The sequence below is a fragment of the Nonomuraea sp. B5E05 genome (assembly GCF_039880665.1).
GTDB lineage: Bacteria > Actinomycetota > Actinomycetes > Streptosporangiales > Streptosporangiaceae > Nonomuraea.
The window spans coordinates 153,434-172,624 of the sequence record NZ_JBDPMJ010000012.1 but is presented as its reverse complement, the minus strand read 5'-3'; the positions used below and the strand labels follow the sequence as shown (position 1 = coordinate 172,624).

Annotated in this window: 19 protein-coding genes and 1 pseudogene; 9 read left to right on the top strand and 11 right to left on the bottom strand. The window is 70.8% G+C overall.

Translation table 11 applies throughout. From position 1 onward, the window contains the following. Positions 1-8 precede the first annotated feature (8 nt). From ABGB01_RS23550 to ABGB01_RS23540, 3 genes are all read right to left on the bottom strand, one after another. Positions 9-509, bottom strand: a complete 501-nt coding sequence (locus ABGB01_RS23550) for a nitroreductase family deazaflavin-dependent oxidoreductase (protein WP_347775701.1) — start codon at positions 507-509, stop codon at positions 9-11. Positions 510-588: 79 nt separating this feature from the next. After that, on the bottom strand, positions 589-1,416 hold the full coding sequence (locus tag ABGB01_RS23545; RefSeq protein ID WP_347775700.1) for an NmrA family NAD(P)-binding protein: 828 nt from the start codon (positions 1,414-1,416) through the stop codon (positions 589-591). 15 nt (positions 1,417-1,431) lie between these two features. Continuing rightward, complete coding sequence (locus ABGB01_RS23540) at positions 1,432-2,085, bottom strand: hypothetical protein (RefSeq protein ID WP_347775699.1); 654 nt, start codon at positions 2,083-2,085, stop codon at positions 1,432-1,434. Between the two features lie 66 nt (positions 2,086-2,151). Here ABGB01_RS23540 and ABGB01_RS23535 point away from each other — a divergent pair, with 66 nt between their 5' ends. The 4 genes and pseudogenes from ABGB01_RS23535 to ABGB01_RS23520 form a co-directional block, all read left to right on the top strand. Further along, positions 2,152-2,874, top strand: a complete 723-nt coding sequence (locus ABGB01_RS23535; RefSeq protein ID WP_347775698.1) for a helix-turn-helix domain-containing protein — start codon at positions 2,152-2,154, stop codon at positions 2,872-2,874. 96 nt (positions 2,875-2,970) lie between these two features. After that, on the top strand, positions 2,971-3,279 hold the full coding sequence (locus ABGB01_RS23530) for a hypothetical protein (protein WP_347775697.1): 309 nt from the start codon (positions 2,971-2,973) through the stop codon (positions 3,277-3,279). Continuing rightward, positions 3,177-3,533, top strand: coding sequence for a transposase (locus tag ABGB01_RS23525; protein ID WP_347775696.1), 357 nt, complete (start codon positions 3,177-3,179; stop codon positions 3,531-3,533). The genes ABGB01_RS23530 and ABGB01_RS23525 overlap by 103 nt, the downstream gene beginning before the upstream one ends. Then, positions 3,518-3,595: pseudogene (locus ABGB01_RS23520) on the top strand (hypothetical protein); the annotation flags it as partial. The gene ABGB01_RS23525 and the pseudogene ABGB01_RS23520, both read left to right, overlap by 16 nt. 40 nt (positions 3,596-3,635) lie before the next feature. On the opposite strand, the gene ABGB01_RS23515 reads toward ABGB01_RS23520, so the two are convergent. Together ABGB01_RS23515 and ABGB01_RS23510 are read right to left on the bottom strand one after the other, a co-directional pair. Next, on the bottom strand, positions 3,636-4,286 hold the full coding sequence (locus tag ABGB01_RS23515) for a hypothetical protein (RefSeq protein WP_347775695.1): 651 nt from the start codon (positions 4,284-4,286) through the stop codon (positions 3,636-3,638). 137 nt (positions 4,287-4,423) lie between these two features. After that, positions 4,424-5,629: a M20/M25/M40 family metallo-hydrolase gene (locus tag ABGB01_RS23510; protein WP_347775694.1), complete on the bottom strand. Its 1,206-nt coding sequence runs from the start codon at positions 5,627-5,629 to the stop codon at positions 4,424-4,426. Positions 5,630-5,875: 246 nt separating this feature from the next. On the opposite strand from ABGB01_RS23510, the gene ABGB01_RS23505 reads away from it, so the two are divergent. Genes ABGB01_RS23505 through ABGB01_RS23485 form a run of 5 tightly spaced genes read left to right on the top strand, consistent with a single transcriptional unit; the run spans position 5,876 to position 11,567 of the window. Further along, positions 5,876-6,622 (top strand): GNAT family N-acetyltransferase, encoded by a 747-nt coding sequence (locus tag ABGB01_RS23505; RefSeq protein WP_347775693.1) that lies wholly within the window; start codon positions 5,876-5,878, stop codon positions 6,620-6,622. Continuing rightward, entirely contained in the window at positions 6,619-7,287 is a 669-nt protein-coding gene (locus tag ABGB01_RS23500; protein WP_347775692.1) for an SIS domain-containing protein, read from the top strand. The genes ABGB01_RS23505 and ABGB01_RS23500 overlap by 4 nt, the downstream gene beginning before the upstream one ends. 3 nt (positions 7,288-7,290) lie before the next feature. After that, entirely contained in the window at positions 7,291-8,457 is a 1,167-nt protein-coding gene (gene menC / locus ABGB01_RS23495; RefSeq protein ID WP_347775691.1) for an o-succinylbenzoate synthase, read from the top strand. A gap of 22 nt (positions 8,458-8,479) precedes the next feature. Further along, a complete protein-coding gene (locus ABGB01_RS23490) occupies positions 8,480-9,922 on the top strand; it encodes a Na+/H+ antiporter NhaC family protein (protein WP_347775690.1) in 1,443 nt (480 codons plus the stop codon). A gap of 40 nt (positions 9,923-9,962) precedes the next feature. After that, on the top strand, positions 9,963-11,567 hold the full coding sequence (locus tag ABGB01_RS23485; protein ID WP_347775689.1) for an amidohydrolase family protein: 1,605 nt from the start codon (positions 9,963-9,965) through the stop codon (positions 11,565-11,567). An 82-nt stretch (positions 11,568-11,649) separates the two neighbouring features. Here the strand turns inward: ABGB01_RS23485 and ABGB01_RS23480 are convergent, their stop codons facing one another. From ABGB01_RS23480 to ABGB01_RS23455, 6 genes are all read right to left on the bottom strand, one after another. Beyond that, positions 11,650-12,297 carry a hypothetical protein gene (locus tag ABGB01_RS23480; protein WP_347775688.1) on the bottom strand — a complete coding sequence of 216 codons (648 nt, stop codon included), beginning with the start codon at positions 12,295-12,297 and terminating at the stop codon, positions 11,650-11,652. Positions 12,298-12,658: 361 nt separating this feature from the next. Beyond that, positions 12,659-15,391 (bottom strand): PQQ-binding-like beta-propeller repeat protein, encoded by a 2,733-nt coding sequence (locus tag ABGB01_RS23475; protein ID WP_347775687.1) that lies wholly within the window; start codon positions 15,389-15,391, stop codon positions 12,659-12,661. Continuing rightward, a complete protein-coding gene (locus ABGB01_RS23470) occupies positions 15,349-16,200 on the bottom strand; it encodes a hypothetical protein (RefSeq protein WP_347775686.1) in 852 nt (283 codons plus the stop codon). The genes ABGB01_RS23475 and ABGB01_RS23470 overlap by 43 nt, the downstream gene beginning before the upstream one ends. Positions 16,201-16,424: 224 nt before the next feature. Next, positions 16,425-17,120 carry a hypothetical protein gene (locus ABGB01_RS23465; RefSeq protein WP_347775685.1) on the bottom strand — a complete coding sequence of 232 codons (696 nt, stop codon included), beginning with the start codon at positions 17,118-17,120 and terminating at the stop codon, positions 16,425-16,427. Then, on the bottom strand, positions 17,117-17,653 hold the full coding sequence (locus ABGB01_RS23460) for a hypothetical protein (RefSeq protein WP_347775684.1): 537 nt from the start codon (positions 17,651-17,653) through the stop codon (positions 17,117-17,119). The genes ABGB01_RS23465 and ABGB01_RS23460 overlap by 4 nt, the downstream gene beginning before the upstream one ends. Before the next feature lies 1 nt (position 17,654). Beyond that, a complete protein-coding gene (locus tag ABGB01_RS23455; RefSeq protein WP_347775683.1) occupies positions 17,655-18,971 on the bottom strand; it encodes a hypothetical protein in 1,317 nt (438 codons plus the stop codon). Between the last annotated feature and the right edge of the window lie 220 nt (positions 18,972-19,191).

Genomic DNA, 19,191 nt, shown 5'->3' with positions numbered 1-19,191 from the left:
TTGCGCGATCAAGCGGCCTGTGACATCGCTGACCAGGGGTCGCCGTCGAGCGGGGTGAGCTCGAACACCGGGTGGCGGCCGGCCTCGGCGATGAAGTCCTCCACCGGAGAGTCCCTGGTGGCCTGGAAATACGGTCGGGCGAGGGCCGAGAAGCCCACATAGCGCTTCAGGACGGGTCCGGCCTCCATGGGTGCGAGTTCCCGGATGGTGTAGGCGCGTGTGGTGAACCGGCGGCGCAAGATCACCTTTCCGGCGGCGCGAGCGTTGAGCACCCAGGAAACCGCCCCATAGGGGGCGACCAACCAGCGCCTGCCCTCGTGTGCGACGAGTGCCACCGGCTGGGTGCGCAGGCGGCCGCTCTTGCGGCCCCGGGTGGTCAGGAGATAGCCACGGGGGATCAGGCCCGCGCGGATGAGCACACCGACGATCGTGTTGCCCGCCCGGACGATCCGGCCCGCAGGGTACGGTTTTGTCGGCCCGGCGGCCCTGCCGGAGTGGCTGGCGGCCATGTCATGCACCTTTCATCGGTCGTGTCATGGGGGCGGCTTACAGAGCGGCCATCGGCATCGTCGTCTGCTCGCTTCGGCTTCACCGGAAGCGATCAGCGTGTCTGCCGGCCCACTCGGCATACGTGTTCGGCGGGCCGCCGGTGGCCTGGTGTACCCCCGGGAGGATCGGGGCGGTCGTGCCGGAGGCGGCGGCCAGAACGCCGATCATGGCATCCGCGACCGCGGGTGGATGGTGGGCGACGAGGGCTGTACGGAGTTCCTGCGGAGACAGCTCGGTGAAGCGGAGGGGCCGCCCGAGAACCTCGCCGAGGATCTCAACCCGTTCGACGGTGGTCAGGGGTTCCGGCCCGGACAGTTCATACGTGTGGCCCGCGCGGTCGTCGTCCAGCAACGCGGCGGCGACAACCGCGGCGATGTCGTGTTCGTCGACCGGTGCCAGCGAGGCGTCAGGGAAGGCGTTGTACACCGTGTCCCCGGCACGGATCGAGGGCGCCCATGACAGGTCGTTGGCCATGAACGCGGTCGGCCGGACGAACGTGCAGAGCATGCCGGAGGCGCGTACGGCGTCCTCATTGGCTCGATGCTGCTGCTCGATCAGGCTGGGCCCGCCGGGGAGCGTCGCCGAGGACAGCAGGACGATCCGGCGTACGCCGGCCTTGCGCGCGAGCGCCAGCAGGTCGGCGATGGGCCATCCGGGCACGGGGAACAGGTAGGCCACATCCACACCCTCGAACGCCGGCTCGACGGACGCCGCCACCCGGAGATCGCCGAGCATGGCCACGGCGCCGCCGGGCAGCTGAACCTCGTCGGGACGTCTGGTGAGCGCCCGCACGGTGGCGCCTGCCGCGGTCAGTTCGTGAACGACCCGGCCGCCTATCCGGCCGGTGGCCCCGGTTACAAGTATCACGTTCTTGTTCCTTCCTCAGATGTTCAGCAGAGCGATGCTGTAGGCGACGATCCAGGAGGCCCAGCCGAGCCAGCCGAGCAGGCCGGTCACCGCGATACGGTTGGTGCCGTCGGCGTTGTACGGGGCGGCCGTGGAGGAGACGAACAGCAGGGCCACGCTGATCCAGCCCAGCCACGCGTGCCAGGCGGGGATGAACGCGAGGCCCACTCCGGCGGCGGTGAAGCCGAGCACCGCGATGGCCAGGAAGACCTGGTTGAACCCGAACAGGACGTTGCCGAACGCCCACAGTCCGGCCACCGAGCCGCGGTGATGCCGGGCGGCCGCGGCCGCCCCGAACCGCAGCGATTCGACCACCATGAAGGTGGCGTTCTGCATGAGGACGCCCGCGAAGCCGACCAGGGCCCAGGCGTTGCCGGCGGTCTGGTCGCCTCGCCAGAGCGCCGCGAGCAGCCCGGCAGCGAACACGGTGGTGAACAGCCAGGAGGCCGGGACGAAGACCGAGGGCGCGTTGATCCGCTTGCCGACGCCGGCCAGCGCGTCGGTGACCGCGTCCAAGGATTGGCCGGAGGTGGGCTGCGGGAGTCCGGCGCGGACGTAGATGACGTTGATGATGATCGCGAGCAGGACGAATCCGATGCCTGCGACACCCGCCAGACTGGTGGTGGTCACGGTGACCACCAGTTGAGTTGACGAAGCATATATTGAATATAAGTCACGGAAAGACGGGGTGCAATCATGGAGAACGAGACAGGGCGGCGCCGCTACAACTCGCTGCGCCGCGTGGCGCAGGCGAAGCAGACGCGGGCGGAGATCGCCGATGCCGCGCGCCGGCTGTTCCTGTCCCAGGGATGGGCGGCGACCACCGTGCGCGACGTCGCCCGGGAGGCGGGGGTCGCCGTTCCGACCGTGTACGCGGCGTACGAGAACAAGGCAGGGCTGGTCTGGGCGCTGGCCGACGCCGCGGACCTGGCCGCGGACGTGCCCCAGATGATCGACGAGCTGGAGGCCACCACCGACCCCCGGCGGCACCTGGCCGCGATGGCCGCCTACGACCGGCGTCTTTTCGAGCGCGCGGGCGATCTCATTGTTCTGATACGTGACGCGGGCCGTACCGAGCCCGATTTCGCGGACTTCTATTTGCGAGGTCGGCGACAGGTCGGCGAGTACCGCACCCAGGTGTTCTCCTCCTGGCCGGACGGCACGCTCCGCCCCGGACTGGACGTCCCCACCGCCATCGACATCTACGCCGCCCTGTGCAACATCGACGTCTACACCACCCTCCGCATCGAACGCTCGTGGTCGCCCGACCGGATCGAGTGCTGGTGGGGTGAGGCGTTGGCCCGCGAACTGCTGAGCCGTTCGACCGGCGGCCCATCAGAGTCTCCCGAGGGGACCGTCGCCTTGAGGCGACGGGTGGATCGGGAGCGGGAGGGCCGTCAAGGCCCGAGCGTGCCCTGACCTGTCGGGTCCGCGCATCACGGATGTTCTTCCTGGTTTGTCGGCGCCAGCCGGTATCGTGGCGGTGTCGTTACCGAGCGTGATGGGAGGTGGGGTGTGCGCAGGTCGTTCCGGTTCCTGCTGCGCCCCACGGCCCGGCAGGCGGCGCTGGCGGCGTGTGTGGAGGACCACCGGCAGCTCTACAACGCTGCCTTGGAGCACCGCCGCGTCGCCTATGCCAGGCCGGGGGTGAGCGTCCGGTACGGCGAGCAGTCGGCCGAGCTGAAACACATCCGTGCCGATGACGCGGACGGGCAGGGGCGTTGGTCGTTCTCCTCCCAGCAGGCCACCCTGCGACGGCTCGACAAGGCGTTCACCGCGTTCTTCGACCGCGTCAAGGCCGGACGCACGCCGGGCAGCATCTGAGCAACCCCCGTCACCTGGCCGCGTCCGCCGGCCGTCTGGCGGACGCGCAGCGGGCTCTGGCCCGCAAGAAGCGGGGTTCCAAGCGGCGGCGTAAGGCGGTGGCCCGCGTGGCCACGCTGCATGCCAAGGTGCGCAGGCAACGTCTGGACGGCGCGCACAAGGCCGCGCTCGCCCTGGCCCGCGCCTATGACGTGATCGTGCACGAGGACCTGCGGATTGTACGGCGTGCGGGCATGCAGCGCACGCCGACGTGAATGCGGCGGTCAACATCTTGAGGGCAGGGCTTGCCCTTCGCCAGGCTGCGCAAGCGGCTTAGCGAGAAACCGCTCCCTTCAGGAAGCGGAGGAGTCACGAGGTCAGATGCTCAGCAGGGCGATGCTGTAGGCAACGATCCAGGCCCCCCACCCGAACGCGGCGATCAAGCCGGCCAGCGCGAAGCGGCTGGCGCCGCCGATGGTGTACGGAGTCAGCGAGGAGAAGACGATCATCAGTCCGGCGGTCAGATATCCCAGCCAGGTGTGCCAGGCGGGGATGATCCCGAGGCTCGTTCCGGCGACGGTGAAGCCCAGTATCGCAGTGGCCAGGAAGATCTGGTTGAAGCAGATCAGCGCATCGGTCAGCCTCCACAGGCCCATCACCGAGCCGCGGTCATGGACGGCGGCCGAGGTCATCCCGAACCTGAGCGCCTCCGCCGCGGTGAAGACGACGTTCTGCATCAGGACGCCCGCGAAGCCGACCAGGGCCCATGCATCCGTCTCCATGTCGCCGCGCCACAACGTCGACAGCAGTCCGGTGGCGAAGGTCGTGGTGAACACCCAGGCGAAGGGCACGACCACGGAGAGCCTCTTGAGGCGGCCGCCGATCGTGGCGAGGGAGTCGATGATCGCCTCCATTGACCGACCCGCGGCGGGCGCCGGGAGGCCGACACGGATGTAGGCGAAGTTGAGGACGATCAGCAGCAGAACAAACCCGACACCGCTCGTGGCCGCCAAGGTAGTGATGGCCATCGCCACCTCCTATTGATTTTACGTCTCCTCTATTGAATATCACATAGGTAAGGTCGGCGGGCACCGCGGGATCGGCTCGCCGGCGCCAGATCGCTGACCGCGCCGGTCGGAATGTTGCATGCGTGCCGGGGAGGCGGTCAGAGCTCGGCGAGGATTCCGGCGACCAAGGCCGCGCGCTCGGGCAGAGCGGACAGCACGATCCGCTCGTGCAGCGCGTGCGCGCCCGCCCCGATGGGGCCGAATCCGTCGAGTGTGGGCAGGCCCAGCGAGCCGGCCGTGTTCGTGTCGGCGGCCCCCGCGGCGGGTTCGGCGGTGATGTCCTGGCCCAGCCGCTGCCCTGCCGTGCGTACGGCGACGCTGAAGGGGTCGTCGGCGCCGTCGAACGCCCAGGTGGGCCTGCTGGACAGGATCTCCGTCCGGACCCGGGCCCCGTCGCGCACCGGCGCGAGGGCGGTCAGCTCGGCGAGCACCACGCTTTCCACGGCGGCGTCGGCGAAGCGCAGTCCGATGTCGGCCGAGGCGCGTTCGGGCACCACGTTGGTCTTGCCGTCGCCCGACAGCGCGCCGACGTTGCACAGGACTCCTTGGGAATGCCTGCCGACGACCTCGCGCACCCTGACGAGCTGGTCGACCAGTTCGTCGATCGCCGAGATCCCCTTCTCGGGGTCGAGCGCGGCGTGCGCCGCGCGCCCGTGCACGCTCAGCCGCAGCCGGGTACTGCCGCGTCGCCCGCGCTTGAGCGCGCCGCCGGGGTGCGGGGACTCGAAGCCGAGTGCGGCGAACGCGCCCTCCGCGCGTTCCCTGATCAGGGTGTTGGACGTGGGGGAGCCGATCTCCTCGTCGGCCACCACGACCACCCGTACCGGCCGGTGCCGGACGCCGGTGCGCGCGGCCACTTCCAGGGCCGTCTCCATGACCACCAAACCGCTTTTCATGTCGAAGACGCCGGGCCCGTGCGCGAGGGTGCCGTGCTCGGCCGACTCCGTCACCTGCCATGGCATCGGCCCTGCCAGATGGCCTTTCGGCCACACCGTGTCGTGGTGGCCGATGAACAGCAGCGGAGCCTCGTCCGCTCGTCCGGGGGAGCCGGGGAAGTCTGCCGTGACGTGGTCGCCGGTAGGCTCGGCGACCCGGCGGGCGACGCCGCCGAGCTCGCTGTAGCGGGCCACCAGCAGGTCGGCGAGCGCGTTGAGCGCCTCGGCGTCGCCGGTGGGGGTCTCGTGCTCCACGTAGCGGCGCACCCGTTCTGCCATCTCCGCCGCGCGCGCCCGGGCTGCCTCACGAAGCCCGGTGGCCGGGGGTCTCGCCGTACCGTCGTCGTGGGGGGATCCGACGCTGATCATCTGCTGTCCTCGGGGTTGGAGGGCAGGCGGCCCAGCGCGGGCCGCCCTTGCGTTGCAGAGCATGATACGTGACGTATATCCGTCACCATGGCCCGGCTACGGCGCGGTTTCAGCGTCTATTTTGCGATTATTCGCAGTTCAGCATGCATTGACAGCGTTGACGGAGTCTTGATACCTACTCTAGGTGCGACTTTAAGGTACGAATCCCCGCCATCACCCCGTTCGTTGCAGGAGCACCCCGTCCTCATGACGTCAACCACAACGCCCGTGGTCAGGACCCTCACCACCCCGGACGAGCTCGGTCAGGCGACCACGCTCTACCGGGACGTGTTCGGCTACACCGACCTGCGCCAGGGCGCCAGCCCGCGACTGCTCACCGCCCTGCGCGACAACGGCGGCTCCGTCGTCGGCGCGCGTGACGGCGACCGCGTCATCGCCTTCGCCTTCGGCTTCCAGGCCACGGACGGGACCAGCTCCTACCACTACTCCCAGGCGGCCGTGGTCCACCCCAGCCACCAGGGTTGCGGCCTGGGCCGGGCGCTCAAGTCGGCCCAGCGCGAGGTCGCGCTGGGCTGGGGCGTCACCCGGATGCGCTGGACCTACGACCCCCTGATCGCGCGTAACGCGCACTTCAACCTGGACGTGCTGGGCGCGGTCGCACGCTGGTTCCACGGCGGCTTCTACGACGACGACTCCGACCGCCTCCTCGTCGACTGGGATCTCGGCATCGCTCCGGGATCCCGCGCACCCGCCCAGGATCCCCCCACTGACCTGGGCGACTGGGCCCGACCGGTCTCTGACGGCGACCGGATCTGGTTGCCGATCCCGTCCGACTTCACCGCCCTCGCCAAGCGAGACCCGCTCCACGCGGCACGGGTGCGCACCGATCTGGCAGCCGTCCTCGGACCGCTGATGGATGACGGGTGGGCGGCCGTGTCCTGCTTGCCGTACACCCCCCAGACCGCCCTTTACCGCTTGGAGCGTGCCCTGTGACGACAGGCGACCTCGAACTCGCCCACGCCGAGAACCGGAGGCTGAGCAGCCCCGGCGAGCGCTTCGGCGCCCGGTTGCAACGCCGCTCGTCGGCCGAGGCGTTACAGCAGAAGGTCATCGAGCAGGAGACCCGCAATCTCGGCGAAGCTCTGGAGCGGATCATCGCCGACGGATCCGCGACCCGGGCCGCCGCCGCCGTGGTGGCCGCGCGGCGGCGCTTCGTCACCGGGTACGGCAAGTCGTTCGCCTACGCCTCGCTGCTGGCCACCGACCTGTCCGCCGGACTCTCCCATGTGACCCTCGTCGACGGCGCCGTGGTGCGGGTCCTCGACGTGCTCAGCGAGGTGAGCCAGAACGACGTGCTGGTCGCGGTGTCGCTGCGCCGATACCGCCGCGAGACGGTCGTCGTCGCCCGGCATTTCGCCGAGGCCGGCGGCGCGGTGGTGGCCATCACCGACGACGCGCGGGCGCCACTGGCCTCCATCGCGGCCGAAACCATCGTCGTACGGACCGACAGCGCCTCCTACGCCGACTCTCCCACGGCGGTCGCCGCGGTCGTGCACCTGCTGACCACCCTGGCCACCGCCAGTTCGAAGGGCGCCCGGCGCAGGCTCGCGGAACGCGACCGGCTCAGCCACGCCCTCGGCAACTATCTGGAGGACTGAACCATGCGCATCGTCGAAGCGTCGCTGCACCTCGTGCGGCTGCCGCTGGTGCACGCGTTCCAGACCAGCTCCCATCGCAAGACCCATCTGGACCACATCCTGGTGCGGCTGGTGGAGGAGTCGGGAGCCGAGGGGTGGGGCGAGATCGCCTCTCCGTCCGACCCCTTCTACTGCCCGGAGACCACCGAGACCTGCTGGCACATCGCCGAACGCTACCTGCTGCCCTCGGTCGTCGACGCCGTCTGGGAGCACCCGGCGGAGTTGCCCCGGCTGTGGCGCAAGGTACGCGGCAACCGCTTCGCGATCGCGGGCGTCGACGCCGCCGGCTGGGCTCTGTGGTCGGGGATCCGCGGCGTCTCGCTGGCCAAGGCACTGGGCGGGACCCGCGGCGAGGTCGTGGCGGGGGTGTCGCTGGGCATCGAGCCCACCTACGACGCACTCCTCGACCAGGTACGCCGCCAGGTCGACGCCGGTTACCCGAGGGTCAAGCTGAAGATCGCCCCCGGCTGGGACGCCGAGCCGGTGCGGCTGGTCCGCGAGGCCTTCCCGGATCTGGCGGTCCACGTCGACGCCAATGGTGCCTACGGCGAGACGGCGGAGGAACTCGCCGTGCTCCGCGGCCTGGACGACTTCGGGCTGCTGATGATCGAGCAGCCGTTCGCGCCGCGCAACCTGGTCGCCCACGCAGCCTTGCAGCGCAGCGTGCGGACGCCGGTGTGCCTCGACGAGTCCGTCGACACCATCGACGACCTGCGCACGGCGCTCGCGCTGGGAGCCGGCCGGGTGCTCAACATCAAGGTGTCGCGGATGGGCGGGCTCACGGCCGCCGTGGCGGCCCACGATCTCGCCAGGGAGCACGGCGTGGACGTGTGGTGCGGCGGCATGCACGAGTTCGGCATCGGCCGCGCAGCCAACGTGGCCCTCTCCAGCCTCCCGGGATTCACCCTGCCCTCCGACGTGTCGGCCTCGGCCAAGTACTACGCCCGCGACGTCGTCGAGCCGGAGGTCGTCGCCGACCAGGGCGTCGTCCGGGTGCCGGACGGGCCGGGACTGGGTCACACCGTCGACGTCGCCTTCATCGGCGAGAACCGGCTGAAGGAAACCACGATCACCGCCCCGGCCAGGTCCTCCCGTCGCGCCTCGCCACCCGCGGCGGGATCAGCTGCCTGAACCCCGCGCAGAGAGAAAGCACATGAGCACCTCCTCCGGCACCTCCCCCAAGAACGACGCCAACGCCTATGCCGTCGAAACCTCCCCCAGGCGTCGCAGGCTGACCAACATCATCGCCGTGATCGGCCTGGTCGCCTCGGTCTGCGCCGGTTTCCTCGGCAACGGCCCGACCCTCTGGGGCCTGCTGCCGATCGCGCTGTACGCACTGCTGTCCCTGCTCGGCATGGACATCGTGATCGCCACGGTCATCGCCCTGCTGTCGGGGGTGCTGGTCGCCCAGATGCCGCCGCTCGACATCGGCGCGCTGCTCGGAGACTCCCTGGCCGACCAGGTGACGATGATCGGACTGATCATCATGCTGGGGTCCGGCGTCGGCGAGATCCTGAAGGTCACCGGCGTGGCCGGGACCATCGTGCGCGGGGTCATGCGCGTGGTGGGCGAGAAGAGCCGCTCCGCCGTGATCCTGGGCGTCATGGTGGCCTCGTTGCTGCTGGTGGCCAGCCTGGGCACGCTGGCCGGCGCGCTCGCCATCGCGGCTCCCATCCTGCTGCCGATCACCGCGAGAATGGGCTTCACCCGGTCGGCGACCGCGTCGATGATGTTCATCGGCGGCTGCGCCGGGCTGACCATCGCGCCCTTCGCGGGGTCCAACGTGGCCATCATGGACGCGGCCGGAATCGGCTACCTCGGTTACCTGAGCTATGGAGCCGCACCGCTTGCGGCGCTCTCGCTGATCATGGGGCTCATCGTGGTCCCGTGGATGCAGCGCAGGACCGAGCGCGCCGACGACTTCCACAGCGAGGCCGAGGTCGGCGCGGCGACCCACGCGGACGTGCCGAACGCGGGCACGGGCCGGGCCACGGCCGCCTTCCTGATCGTGCTGCTCGCGAGCGTCGTCTACGCGACGGTCACCACGGCGGGGACGGCGTTCCCGCTGCTCGCCCTGCCGGTGCTGGGCGTCGTCACGGGCCTGGCGAGCGGCCTCGGCCCCAAGGAGATCATCGAGCATCTCTACCGGGGCGCGTCCCGGCTGATCAGCATCTTCCTGCTCTTCTGGCTGCTGGCGGGGCTGTTCATCACGATCGACAAGCTCGCTCCCTTCAAGGTGATCCTGGACATGTACGGCGAGAGCCTGGCGGGCAGTTCTCCCTTCGTGTTCACGATCCTCATCGCGCTGCTCGGCTGGGTCGGCGTGCCGGGGGCGACGGCGGCCCAGGTGGTGCTGCTCGACAAGGTCTTCGGCGATCTGGCCGCCCACATCGGCGTCGGCGTCGGCGCGTGGACGATCGTGCTGCTGTTCGCCTCCAAGGCCGACACCTACGGGCCCTTCCCCAACGGCAACATGGTCGGCGCGATGGGACTGGCCCGCTCCTCGAACCTGCCGAACATGATGATCACAGGGTGGGCGGTGCTGGTTCCGTCCTGCCTGATGTACACGGCCATCCTGCTCTTCCTGTCCCCATGAGACCGGGGCACGGCCTGCCGGACGTCGCGACACCTGGAGGATGAGCACAGTGACGGAGCACGACACCGTTGTCCGTGGCGGCACGCTGATCGACGGCACCGGCGCCCCCGGCTACCGGGCGGATCTCGGCCTCGACGGCGGGCGGATCACCCGGATCGCCCGCCCCGCCGGCGGCGACCCGCCAAGGGGCCGCACCACCGTCGACGCGTCAGGTCTGGCGGTCACGCCGGGCTTCATCGACCTGCACTCGCACGCCGACTTCAGCGTCGAAGGCTGGCCCCAGGCCACCACCCAGCTCCACCAGGGAGTGACCACCCTGGTGACGGGGAACTGCGGGTGGTCGCCGTTTCCGCAGGATCCGGCGGGCCTGCTGCGCGAGTGGAGCGACTTCCTCGCTCCCGAGACCGGGTGGGACTTCACCGACACCGGGGGATTCGCGGCCACGGTGTCCGGCGCGCGGCCCGCCGTCAACCTGGCGTTGCAGGTCGGGCACGCGGCACTGCGGGTCGCCGCGATGGACGGAGCCGAACGGCCCCCCGAGCCCGCCGAGCTCGACGCGATGCGCACGCTGCTCCGCGCGGCGGCGGCCCAGGGCGCCTACGGCTTCTCCACCGGCCTGATCTACGCCCCGGGTTCCTTCGCCACCGAGGAGGAGGTACGCGCGCTGGTGGCCGAAGCGGCGGCGGCGGGCCTGCTGTACTCGACGCACATGCGCAACGAGTCGGGGGCGCTGTTGCCCGCCGTACGCGAGGCGCTGGGCGCGGCGGAGGCCGCCGGCGGCCGGCTGGAGATCTCTCACCTCAAGGCGATGGGACCGGAGAACCACGGCTCCGTCGTCACCGCGCTCGCCGAACTGGACCGGGCACGGGAGCGCGGCGTGGACGCCGCGGCCGACGTGTACCCGTACACCGCCTCCAGCACCACCCTGACCTCGCGGCTGCCTCTGTGGAGCATGGACGGCGGGCCTCCCGCGCTGCTGCACAGGCTGGCCGGCCCCGCCGATCGCGAACGGGTGGCCGAGGGCCTGAGATCCCGCTTCGGCCGCGACGTCGACCCCGAGGGCGTCGTCCTCGCCGAGCTGGGGGACGGGCCCTACAGCGGTGCCGTCGGCGACAGCATCGCCGAGATCGGGCGGCGTGAGGGCACCGATCCGGCGGAGGCCGCGCTTCGGGTTCTCGCGGCACACCGCGCCTCGGTGAAGATCGTCAACCACGCGATGAGCGAGGAGGACGTCGTCACGGTGCTGCGTCACCCGATGGTGTCGGTCGCCAGCGACGGCTGGGTGTTGCGGCCGCAGGGCGCGGGGCTGCCGCACCCGCGCAGCTTCGGCACCTACCCGCGGGTGCTGGGACGGTACGTTCGCGAACTCGGCGTGCTCGACCTGCCCGAGGCCGTACGCAAGATGACCGGGCTACCGGCCCGGCGGCTGGGAATGGCCGACCGCGGCCGCCTCGCCGAGGGAGCGGTGGCCGACATCGCCGTCTTCGACCCCGAGACCGTCGCCGACCGCTCGACCTATACGGATCCCTGGCAGTTGTCCACCGGCTTCGCCGCCGTCCTGGTGGCAGGCGTCGCCGTACTCGCCGACGGCTCGCCCACTGGCGCGCGGCCGGGCACGGTGCTGCGCCGGCCTCGCCCCCGATGACCACCTCGGAGCCGCACCGGCCACCGCACCGGCCACCGCACCGGCCGAGCCTCCGCTCCGGCAGCGGGCGGAACAGCCGACGTCACTGAAGCTCGGGCAGCCTGTAGCGCCAGTACATCCCTTGCTGGGTCGACACCGTGTAGGGCGTCTGCACCGCATTCGGATAACCGTACGTTGTGGCGATCTCCTTGCCCCGCGTCCTGTTCCGGGAGGCTTCGGGGGTGTCGTAGACGCTCTCGACGCTGATGGAGACCTTGCTCTCAACTTCAACAGCCTTGTCGAGGAGGTCACGGTGGAAAATCTGGAGGCGGGCCTTGCAGCCTGTGCATGGCCCGATGTTGCTGATGAGGATGACCTGGATGCTCTGTTTGGCTACGGCGAGTCCTTGCTCGGCGACCCATTCGTAGGCGTCGAGCAGAGTGGCGACCTCGCTGTCCTTCTGCGAGAGCTTGGCCTCGTCCACGCTGATCTCCGGGGGACGGGCGGCGCCGTCTGCCGCGGCGAGGGTGTAGTAGCCCTGACCGGATTGGGGTGGCGCGACCGGGGTCAAGTAGCAGCTGTCGGTGTCGCCCTCGGAAGGGATGTCATCGTCGACGATCACCATGATGCGGGAGTACAGGCCGGGTTCCCCTACCTGATGGTCCTTCGCGGCGCGTTCGTGGATCATGCCCAGTTCCCGCACGATCGCCGGGGTTCGCGCGTCAGGGTTCTGGGCGTGGGTGTGGGACATCGTCGTCCTCTTTCGCCGGGGATTCCACCTTCTCACCGGGGGAGAGGGAATCAAGGGGTGCCGGTGTCCGGCTCCGGCCAGTGCGTGATCGTGGATCTTCAGCGCGGTCGCAACCGCTGGGCCCACGCCGGTTCGCTTGAAGCACGGCAAGGTGTGCCGGCGATCCCTCACATGGTCGTGGATCGCGCGCAACCACGGCTCACGAGCCGCCGGTAACCGTGCCAGCGTGCGGAGAAGCACGTCCAGGTCAGGCAGAGAGGCGCCGCACCCGGTGCATGCGAAAACGACCAAGCGTCACTCCCACGCCTTGACCATGCGATCGTGGGTCATGCCAGACCTGTCCGCTTTGCACAAGAGGGCCTCAAGAAGCACCGGTCACCGTGGGCCGGGCGTAGAGGTTCCCGTTGGAGCTGCCGATGTAGACGAAGCCGTCAGCCACGACAGGGACGGTCGCGGCGGTGCCCCCCGTCCGGAACCTCGATCGCACCGTGCCGGTGGCGGGGTCGAGGGCATAGAGCGTTCCCTCGCGGTCGGAGACGTGGACGGTTCCGGCCGCCGCCACCGGGCCGGCGTCGCGGCCACCGGGCAGCGGGAGACGCCAGCGCATCGTGCCCGAGGCGGTGTCGAGCGCGTACAACGTGCGGTCGGGACCGGCGGTGAACACGAGCCCGTCCGACACGGCGGCACTCCACCTGAACAGGGGCTGGTCGCCCTTGGCCGGGAAGTCCCACAGGCGGGCGCCGGTGGCGGCGTCCAGCGCGTGCGTGGTGCCCTCGTCGTCGCCCACGTAGACGGTCCTGCCGGCCACCATGGGGCGGGAGGAAACGGCGCCGTTGATCCGGGTCCTCCACCGGACCTCGCCCGAGACGGCGTCCAGGGCGTTCACGTCGCCGTTGCCGCCCGTGGCGTAGACGGTCGCGCCGGCCCGGAGCAGGAGGACGCGGTCGTGTTCCGCGCCGAGCCGGTGGCGCCGCCGCTGGGCTCCGGTGGCGGGGTCCAGGGCGTATACCATGCCGTGGTCGCTGCCGGTGAGGACGACGTCGCCGACCAGCACGGGCTCGGGAGCGAGCATGTCGCCCGCCGGCTCGAAGCTCCACAGCCGCCGGCCGGAGGCGGCGTCGAGCGCGACGAGTTCGGCCTTCAGGGACCAGGTGGGGTGCCTGCTCCACAGGTAGAGGCGGCCCGCCGCGACCACCGGGTCGCCGACTACGATGATCTTCCGGCTCCACCTCGGGCGGCCGGTGGCGGCGTCCAGCGCCACCATCCTGCCGGTGCTGCCGGCCGCGTACACGGTGCCGTGCGCCACCACGTGGTCGTCCACCACGGGACTGCCCATCCGATAGCGCCACCGCACCGCGCCCGTGGCGGCGTCCAGCGCGGACACCGTGCCGTCGCGGCTGGTGGCGTAGACGACGCCGCCGGTCACCACCGGCGCGGTACGCACGGCCGCGTCGGTCGGGAAACTCCACCCGCGTTCGCGCACGGCGGCGGGAGCCCGCGCACCCGGCTCGTACCGGGCGAGCAGCCGGTCGCGCAGCAGCGGCGAGATGAGCCGCACCGCCTGCCGCGACGACGAGGTCAGCCGGACGATGACGGGGCCCACGTTGATGATCGTCGCGCCGTAGGAGCCGTTCGTCTCGTGCACGGTGGAGGACAGGAAGCCCGGCGCCTCGGTGGTGGGGTCGATGTCGCCGAACTCCTTGATGGCGGCGGTCTCGGCGGCGTACAGCCTGCGCGCGCTCGCATGCGACGACGACACCCATTCCACGGACAGCGTGACGACTGCGCCGTCGTCACGCGGCGGTATCCAGTCGCATCTCGCCGCGCCGTCCGTCGCGGGTGCCGCGCGGTAGCCGTCCGCGAAGACCGCCAGGTCGCGGCCGGTCAGCAGGCCGCAGGCGTCCGGCCAGGCGGTCTTCGGGCGGGCGGTCCCATAGACCAGCCCGTACGCGCTCAGCCGCTCGTCCCCGGGGACATGGCTGAGCACGAAGGCCAGGTCCTGGCTCGCCCCGGCGAGGGAAACGAGGTGAGCGGGCAGGTCGACGGGCAGCCCGGCGAGCCGTCCGGTGCCGGGGTCCACGGAGATCAGGTAGGCGGGCAGCGGCCAGGTGGAGTCCTGCAGGGTACGGCCCTGGTCGTTCGCCACGGTGAAGGAGCCGGCGTACAGGGGCGGGTTCCAGCGGTCCGGCTCCGTGACCTTGGCGGCTTGCGAGCCGGTGGACAGCAGACGGCCGTCGGGCCCGAAGAAGAAGTCGTCCTCACCTGCCCTGGCGCGCGCGTACCCTTCGGCGTTGGCCGTGAGCCCGATCGGCGGGCCCCCGCCCTTGGGGGAGGCCGTCGACGGCAACAGGCGCGTCCACCCCTGCCGCAGGGTGCGCGGATCCATCGAGGCCAGCCGCAGTTCGTCGCCCTGGCAGTAGCTGAGCAGGTGCACCGATCGGGCCGTCGCGGCGCCGGTCAGCCGGCAGCTGCGCGGGTAGGTCACTCTGGCCGTGGTCGTTCCGGTCCGCGCATCGAGGGCCTGGATGTCGAGGGGTTCGTCCGGCCGCTCGAACACCACGATGCCGCGCTCGGTCGCCATGATCCGCGGGCCGTGGTAGAAGCCGGTGTCGCCGAGCCGGGGCTGACGGCGGTCGGTGATGATCGTGCGCCGCCACAGCGGCGCGCCCGTGGCCAGGTCGTGGCCGTACAGGGTCTGGCGGGCGCCGTCCGGTTCTCCTCTGGCGACGGTGAGCGTGCCGCCCGCGATCCAGACGCCGGTGACGGGCGCGGGCCGGGCCGGGTCGGCGGGGATGGTGCGCTGGAGCGCGCCCGTGCGCGGGTCGTGCACGCGCACGGTGCCCTGGCGCGTCGCCACGGCGACCGCCCGGTCGGACACGGCGTGGCCCGGCGCCCCCAGGAACTCGGCGCCGTTCTCGGCGTCCGCGGGCACCGACCACAACGCACGCCATTCGACGGGTACGCGGGCGAGCGTGGTGTCCACGGCCGCGGCCGGGCAGGCCGCCAGGATGACCACGAGCAGGAGCGCGGCGGACCGGTACCGGCGCGGGGTCAGCACTTCCCGGCCTTGGCGAGCTTCCGTTCGATCGCGCACGCGCCGCTCCTGGAGATCGGCTGCCAGCCGCCGAGCGGGGAGGTCGTGTAGTAGGCGTGGTAGTCGCTGGAGGTGCCGGTCACCCGGAACGGGGTCCTGTCCGGCCCCTGCACCGTCACCTGCTCGGTCCGGTCCCCCGCGAGCACGGTGATGAGCAGGTCGAAGGCGTAGTAGGCGGCCTTGCCCGTGACCGTCAGGGAAAGCGTGACCCGTTCGTCCCGTTTGAGGTCGATCTGCTTCTTTCTGAAGTACGAGATGTCCGGATCTTCGGGAGAGGTGAAGCGGGGTGCGGGTGCGTCGAGGTCGGCGGAGAGCTCGACGGTGGCGGCCTCTCCGGCGGGGCTGTAGACGAACAGCGCGCCGTCCGAGACGGGCTTGCGGTCGAGGACACGTGGCCGGATGTCGACGATGCGCAGGCTGCTGCGGTTGCCGACGAGGACGACGGTGAGGTCGGCGGTCTCCAGCGGGGCCCGGTCGTGGCGCGCCATGACCGCGTCACGTCGCGAGCCGGACGCGCTGCCCAGCAGGACCGCCCGGTCCGCCGGGTCGGTCACCGCTTCCCGCAGAGCGGTGTCCTGCGCGGCGTGGTCGACGGCCACGTGGCCGACCTTGATCGGGGGCTCGCCGCTGATGCCGTCGACGGCGTCGGAGCCGCTCGCGTTGTACCAGGCGGAGAACACGACCCCGACGGCCGCGACGATCACGGCACTGACGATTCCCGCCAGCCACGTCCGCATGGCCTTCCACCCTCCGGCCTCCTTGGCCGGGGTGGCGGATGCGGCACGCCTCTTCTGGCGCACTTTGGCCATGGGGCGCCCCTTCGTCGGCGGTGTGCGGCAGCTGATTTATAGCTGATGGGGTGGCCGCCTGGCCGCGCCGTTGACGAATTCGGTCTGGGGTTTGCCCCATGGCCCACGGCGCGGCCCGCCCATCCCGCACAGGCCGCCGCCGGTCAGGTCTCCCGGGTAAGGAACTGGTGGAGGCTCCGGCAGGCCCGTGCGGCCGGGACGCGTCGTCGTCCAGGGCGCTCGGCTCAGGATTCGGGAGTGATGCGCAGGGCGTGCGGGGACAGGCTCGCCTGCAGCCGGAGGCCGCCGATGATCGTGGCCCGCTCGCTGGCGGCGTTCTTCTCGGCCCAGCTCCGCGCGCGCTTGCGCAACTTCGGCTGCGGAACGAGGGCCGCGTCGGCCATCGTGGCGAAGACCGTGGTGCAGGCGTCTTCGTAAGTGCCGAGATGGCAGGTGGCCTTCACCACCCTGATCTTGTCGGCGGCGTCGTACTCGATGTCCACGTACCTGCGCCCGTCGTCGCCCGGCGGCTGGCACCGCATGTGCTGCTTGGCCATGCTCCATGTGTCCGGGTTGCCGGGTTTGTTGGCGCACGTCCAGGAGTTGGCCTTCTTCATCCAGTCGTCGACGATCAAGGACAGGGTCACGCCGGGCAGGTACTGGTCGCCGACATCGGGGAAGTCGTCGGTGAAAGCCGGTGCGGTGGTGCTGCCCCGCGCTTCGGTGGTGAGCATGCCCACGGCGCCTCCCAGCACACCGCCCAGGACGAGCGCCGCGATCACGACGCCGGCCAGCGGCAGGAAGAGAGCCTTCCGCCGCGGCGGCGAAGGCGCGGGCGACGGGGCGTGCTGGAAAGGAAAGGGCGGCGGGGGCTGGACCGGGCGCCAGCCCGTGCCGTCCCACCAGAACCTGCCGTCGGGGGAACGCCGGCCCATGGTCATGTGGGGATCCTGATGTCGAGTCGGACGTGGGCCTTCTCCGACGTCCGCAACACGTACGTGTAGTCGAGGATCGTGGCCTGGGTGTCCTTGCCGGCTTCCGTCTGCGAGGTCAGCCAGTTACGGATCTCGGCCGTGGCCGCCGGGTCGTCCCGGTAGGGGAGGACGGCGAACCAGGTCAGGTAGGCAAGACCGGCCTTGGTGAGCGGATCGTCATCGGCGTGGAAGACCCGGGGGGAGAGGCGGTGGACACCCCCGTCCGAGGATTCCACCCACGCCTCGAAGTGGACCGAGCCCACCACCATCTCGCACATCCAGGAGCCACGCGACTTGTCCTCGCAGGTGTGCCCGCGGCTCCGCAACGCGTCTCGCAGCGCGGACGCCTCGAGCCCTGGGATGCAGTCACGCGAGCCGCAGGACTGTGTCACCTGGCCGGCGCGCAGGTCACGGGCGTACAGGTACGCGCCGGCGCCGGCCGCGAGGAAGGCGGCCAGACCGGCCGCGAGGATCAGGATCCAGCGGGAGCGCGTGCCCACCTCACCCACCGTTCCGCACGAATGCGGTCCACCGGCCGCGGAACGCCGACGCGGACAACCCGAGCACGTCCCTGGCCATCCCGTCGAAGATCGGCAGGTCGAAGAAGGAGGCGCCGGTGCTGGGTCGCTCGATCACCCGCGCGTACAGCTCCACCGCCGCCTCCCGGCCCTTGAGCCGTTCGGCCAGGCTGAACACCGACGAGCCGAGCTCATAGTTGAAGTGGATGTCCTGGCCGTAGAAGTCCTTGTTCGAGGGCGGCGCGCCGCGGAACTTCCCGGCCCGGACCCCGGCCGCCACACCCGCCCGGACCTGCGCGGCCCTCGCCTGGTTGCCGATGGTCTCCGTGTACCGGGCGAAACCTTCGACGGCCCAGGTCGGCGGTCCCAGCTCGCCGATGTCGGTCATCGTGGCCCGCGCGGTGACCGCGTGCGCCAATTCGTGACGGATGGTGCTCGCCGGGTCGGCGCCCTGGTGGTTGCGCAGGTTCACCACGATCCGGGAGGCCGCGTACTCGCCCTGGTAGAGCTGGCCGTTCTTGCCGACGCCCCGCTCCCGGAGCTGGAAGCCCAGGATGTCCGGGTTGAAGGTGTCGGCGGAGCCCAGGCCGAACCACTGCCGGTAGTTCGCGGCGTCGCGTGTGAAGAACAGGACGTGTCCCGGGTACGTGAGCCGGTCGCCCCACAGGCGTTCGAGCATGCGCAGTTCCCGTTCGGCGGCGGCCGCGTACCGGCCCAGGTCGCCGGCGCTGCGGTCGCCCGCCAGCCACACCTTCTCGCCCACCTGGACGACCTTCAGCGCGTCGGTGTGCCACGGCGCCTCGGCCGGCGGTGCGCTGCCGCTCGGGTTCTCCCTGGTCACGCGGGTGATGTCGGTGACCACGTCGTCCTTCATCCGGTAGACGAACGACTCGGCGGGCGCGATGTCGCCCGGCCCGGCGTCCGCGGTCAGCTTCAGCACCCGGATGACCGGCTTGAACTGGCTCTCCCCGCCGGACATGCGCTGCTCGATCGTCGGTCCGGTGAGGTGGCGGACGTCGTCGAGCTCGAACTGGCGCAGATTCGCGAAGACCAGCTTCTCGTACCGCATCAGCTTGTCGTTGGAGGTGTCCAGACCGGCCAGGTACGCACCTTCGTCGCGGTCCTTCAACGCTTTGGCCCGGCGCTCCAGGAACGGTCGCAGACGCTGCATGCCCGAACCGCCGGCATCGTAGTCCTCGCTCTCGATGAGCGGCCCGCGCTGCCCGCCGCACCCGGCGACCAGCAGCCCTCCGGCCAGCAGCACGGCACGTCTCGACCACGCCGCGTTCGTCTCCGGCATCCTTCCCCCACGATTCACGGCCGGCCCTCGTCCGCGACCCGCCCCTCACGAAAGGCAGCGACCGCGAGGCGGCGTGACGAAGTGAAAGACGGACACCGACGTGCGGACAGACGGCCCCCTCGACGACTGTGCGGGAAGAGACTCTAGTGAGGGAGCCGCATGACGGTCATTGACCGTCAGCGCATGAACATTGGCACCCAGCGCAAGCCGCGGCCGGCGG

What these genes read in the sequence shown, in the direction of transcription:
- ABGB01_RS23550 (WP_347775701.1), bottom strand. Translation starts at nt 509, where the DNA reads ATGGCCGCCAGCCACTCCGGCAGGGCCGCCGGGCCGACAAAACCGTAC.
- ABGB01_RS23535 (WP_347775698.1), top strand. Translation starts at nt 2,152, where the DNA reads ATGGAGAACGAGACAGGGCGGCGCCGCTACAACTCGCTGCGCCGCGTG.
- ABGB01_RS23515 (WP_347775695.1), bottom strand. Translation starts at nt 4,286, where the DNA reads ATGGCCATCACTACCTTGGCGGCCACGAGCGGTGTCGGGTTTGTTCTG.
- ABGB01_RS23510 (WP_347775694.1), bottom strand. Translation starts at nt 5,629, where the DNA reads ATGATCAGCGTCGGATCCCCCCACGACGACGGTACGGCGAGACCCCCG.
- ABGB01_RS23505 (WP_347775693.1), top strand. Translation starts at nt 5,876, where the DNA reads ATGACGTCAACCACAACGCCCGTGGTCAGGACCCTCACCACCCCGGAC.
- menC (WP_347775691.1), top strand. Translation starts at nt 7,291, where the DNA reads ATGCGCATCGTCGAAGCGTCGCTGCACCTCGTGCGGCTGCCGCTGGTG.
- ABGB01_RS23490 (WP_347775690.1), top strand. Translation starts at nt 8,480, where the DNA reads ATGAGCACCTCCTCCGGCACCTCCCCCAAGAACGACGCCAACGCCTAT.
- ABGB01_RS23485 (WP_347775689.1), top strand. Translation starts at nt 9,963, where the DNA reads ATGAGCACAGTGACGGAGCACGACACCGTTGTCCGTGGCGGCACGCTG.
- ABGB01_RS23480 (WP_347775688.1), bottom strand. Translation starts at nt 12,297, where the DNA reads ATGTCCCACACCCACGCCCAGAACCCTGACGCGCGAACCCCGGCGATC.
- ABGB01_RS23470 (WP_347775686.1), bottom strand. Translation starts at nt 16,200, where the DNA reads ATGGCCAAAGTGCGCCAGAAGAGGCGTGCCGCATCCGCCACCCCGGCC.
- ABGB01_RS23465 (WP_347775685.1), bottom strand. Translation starts at nt 17,120, where the DNA reads ATGACCATGGGCCGGCGTTCCCCCGACGGCAGGTTCTGGTGGGACGGC.
- ABGB01_RS23455 (WP_347775683.1), bottom strand. Translation starts at nt 18,971, where the DNA reads ATGCCGGAGACGAACGCGGCGTGGTCGAGACGTGCCGTGCTGCTGGCC.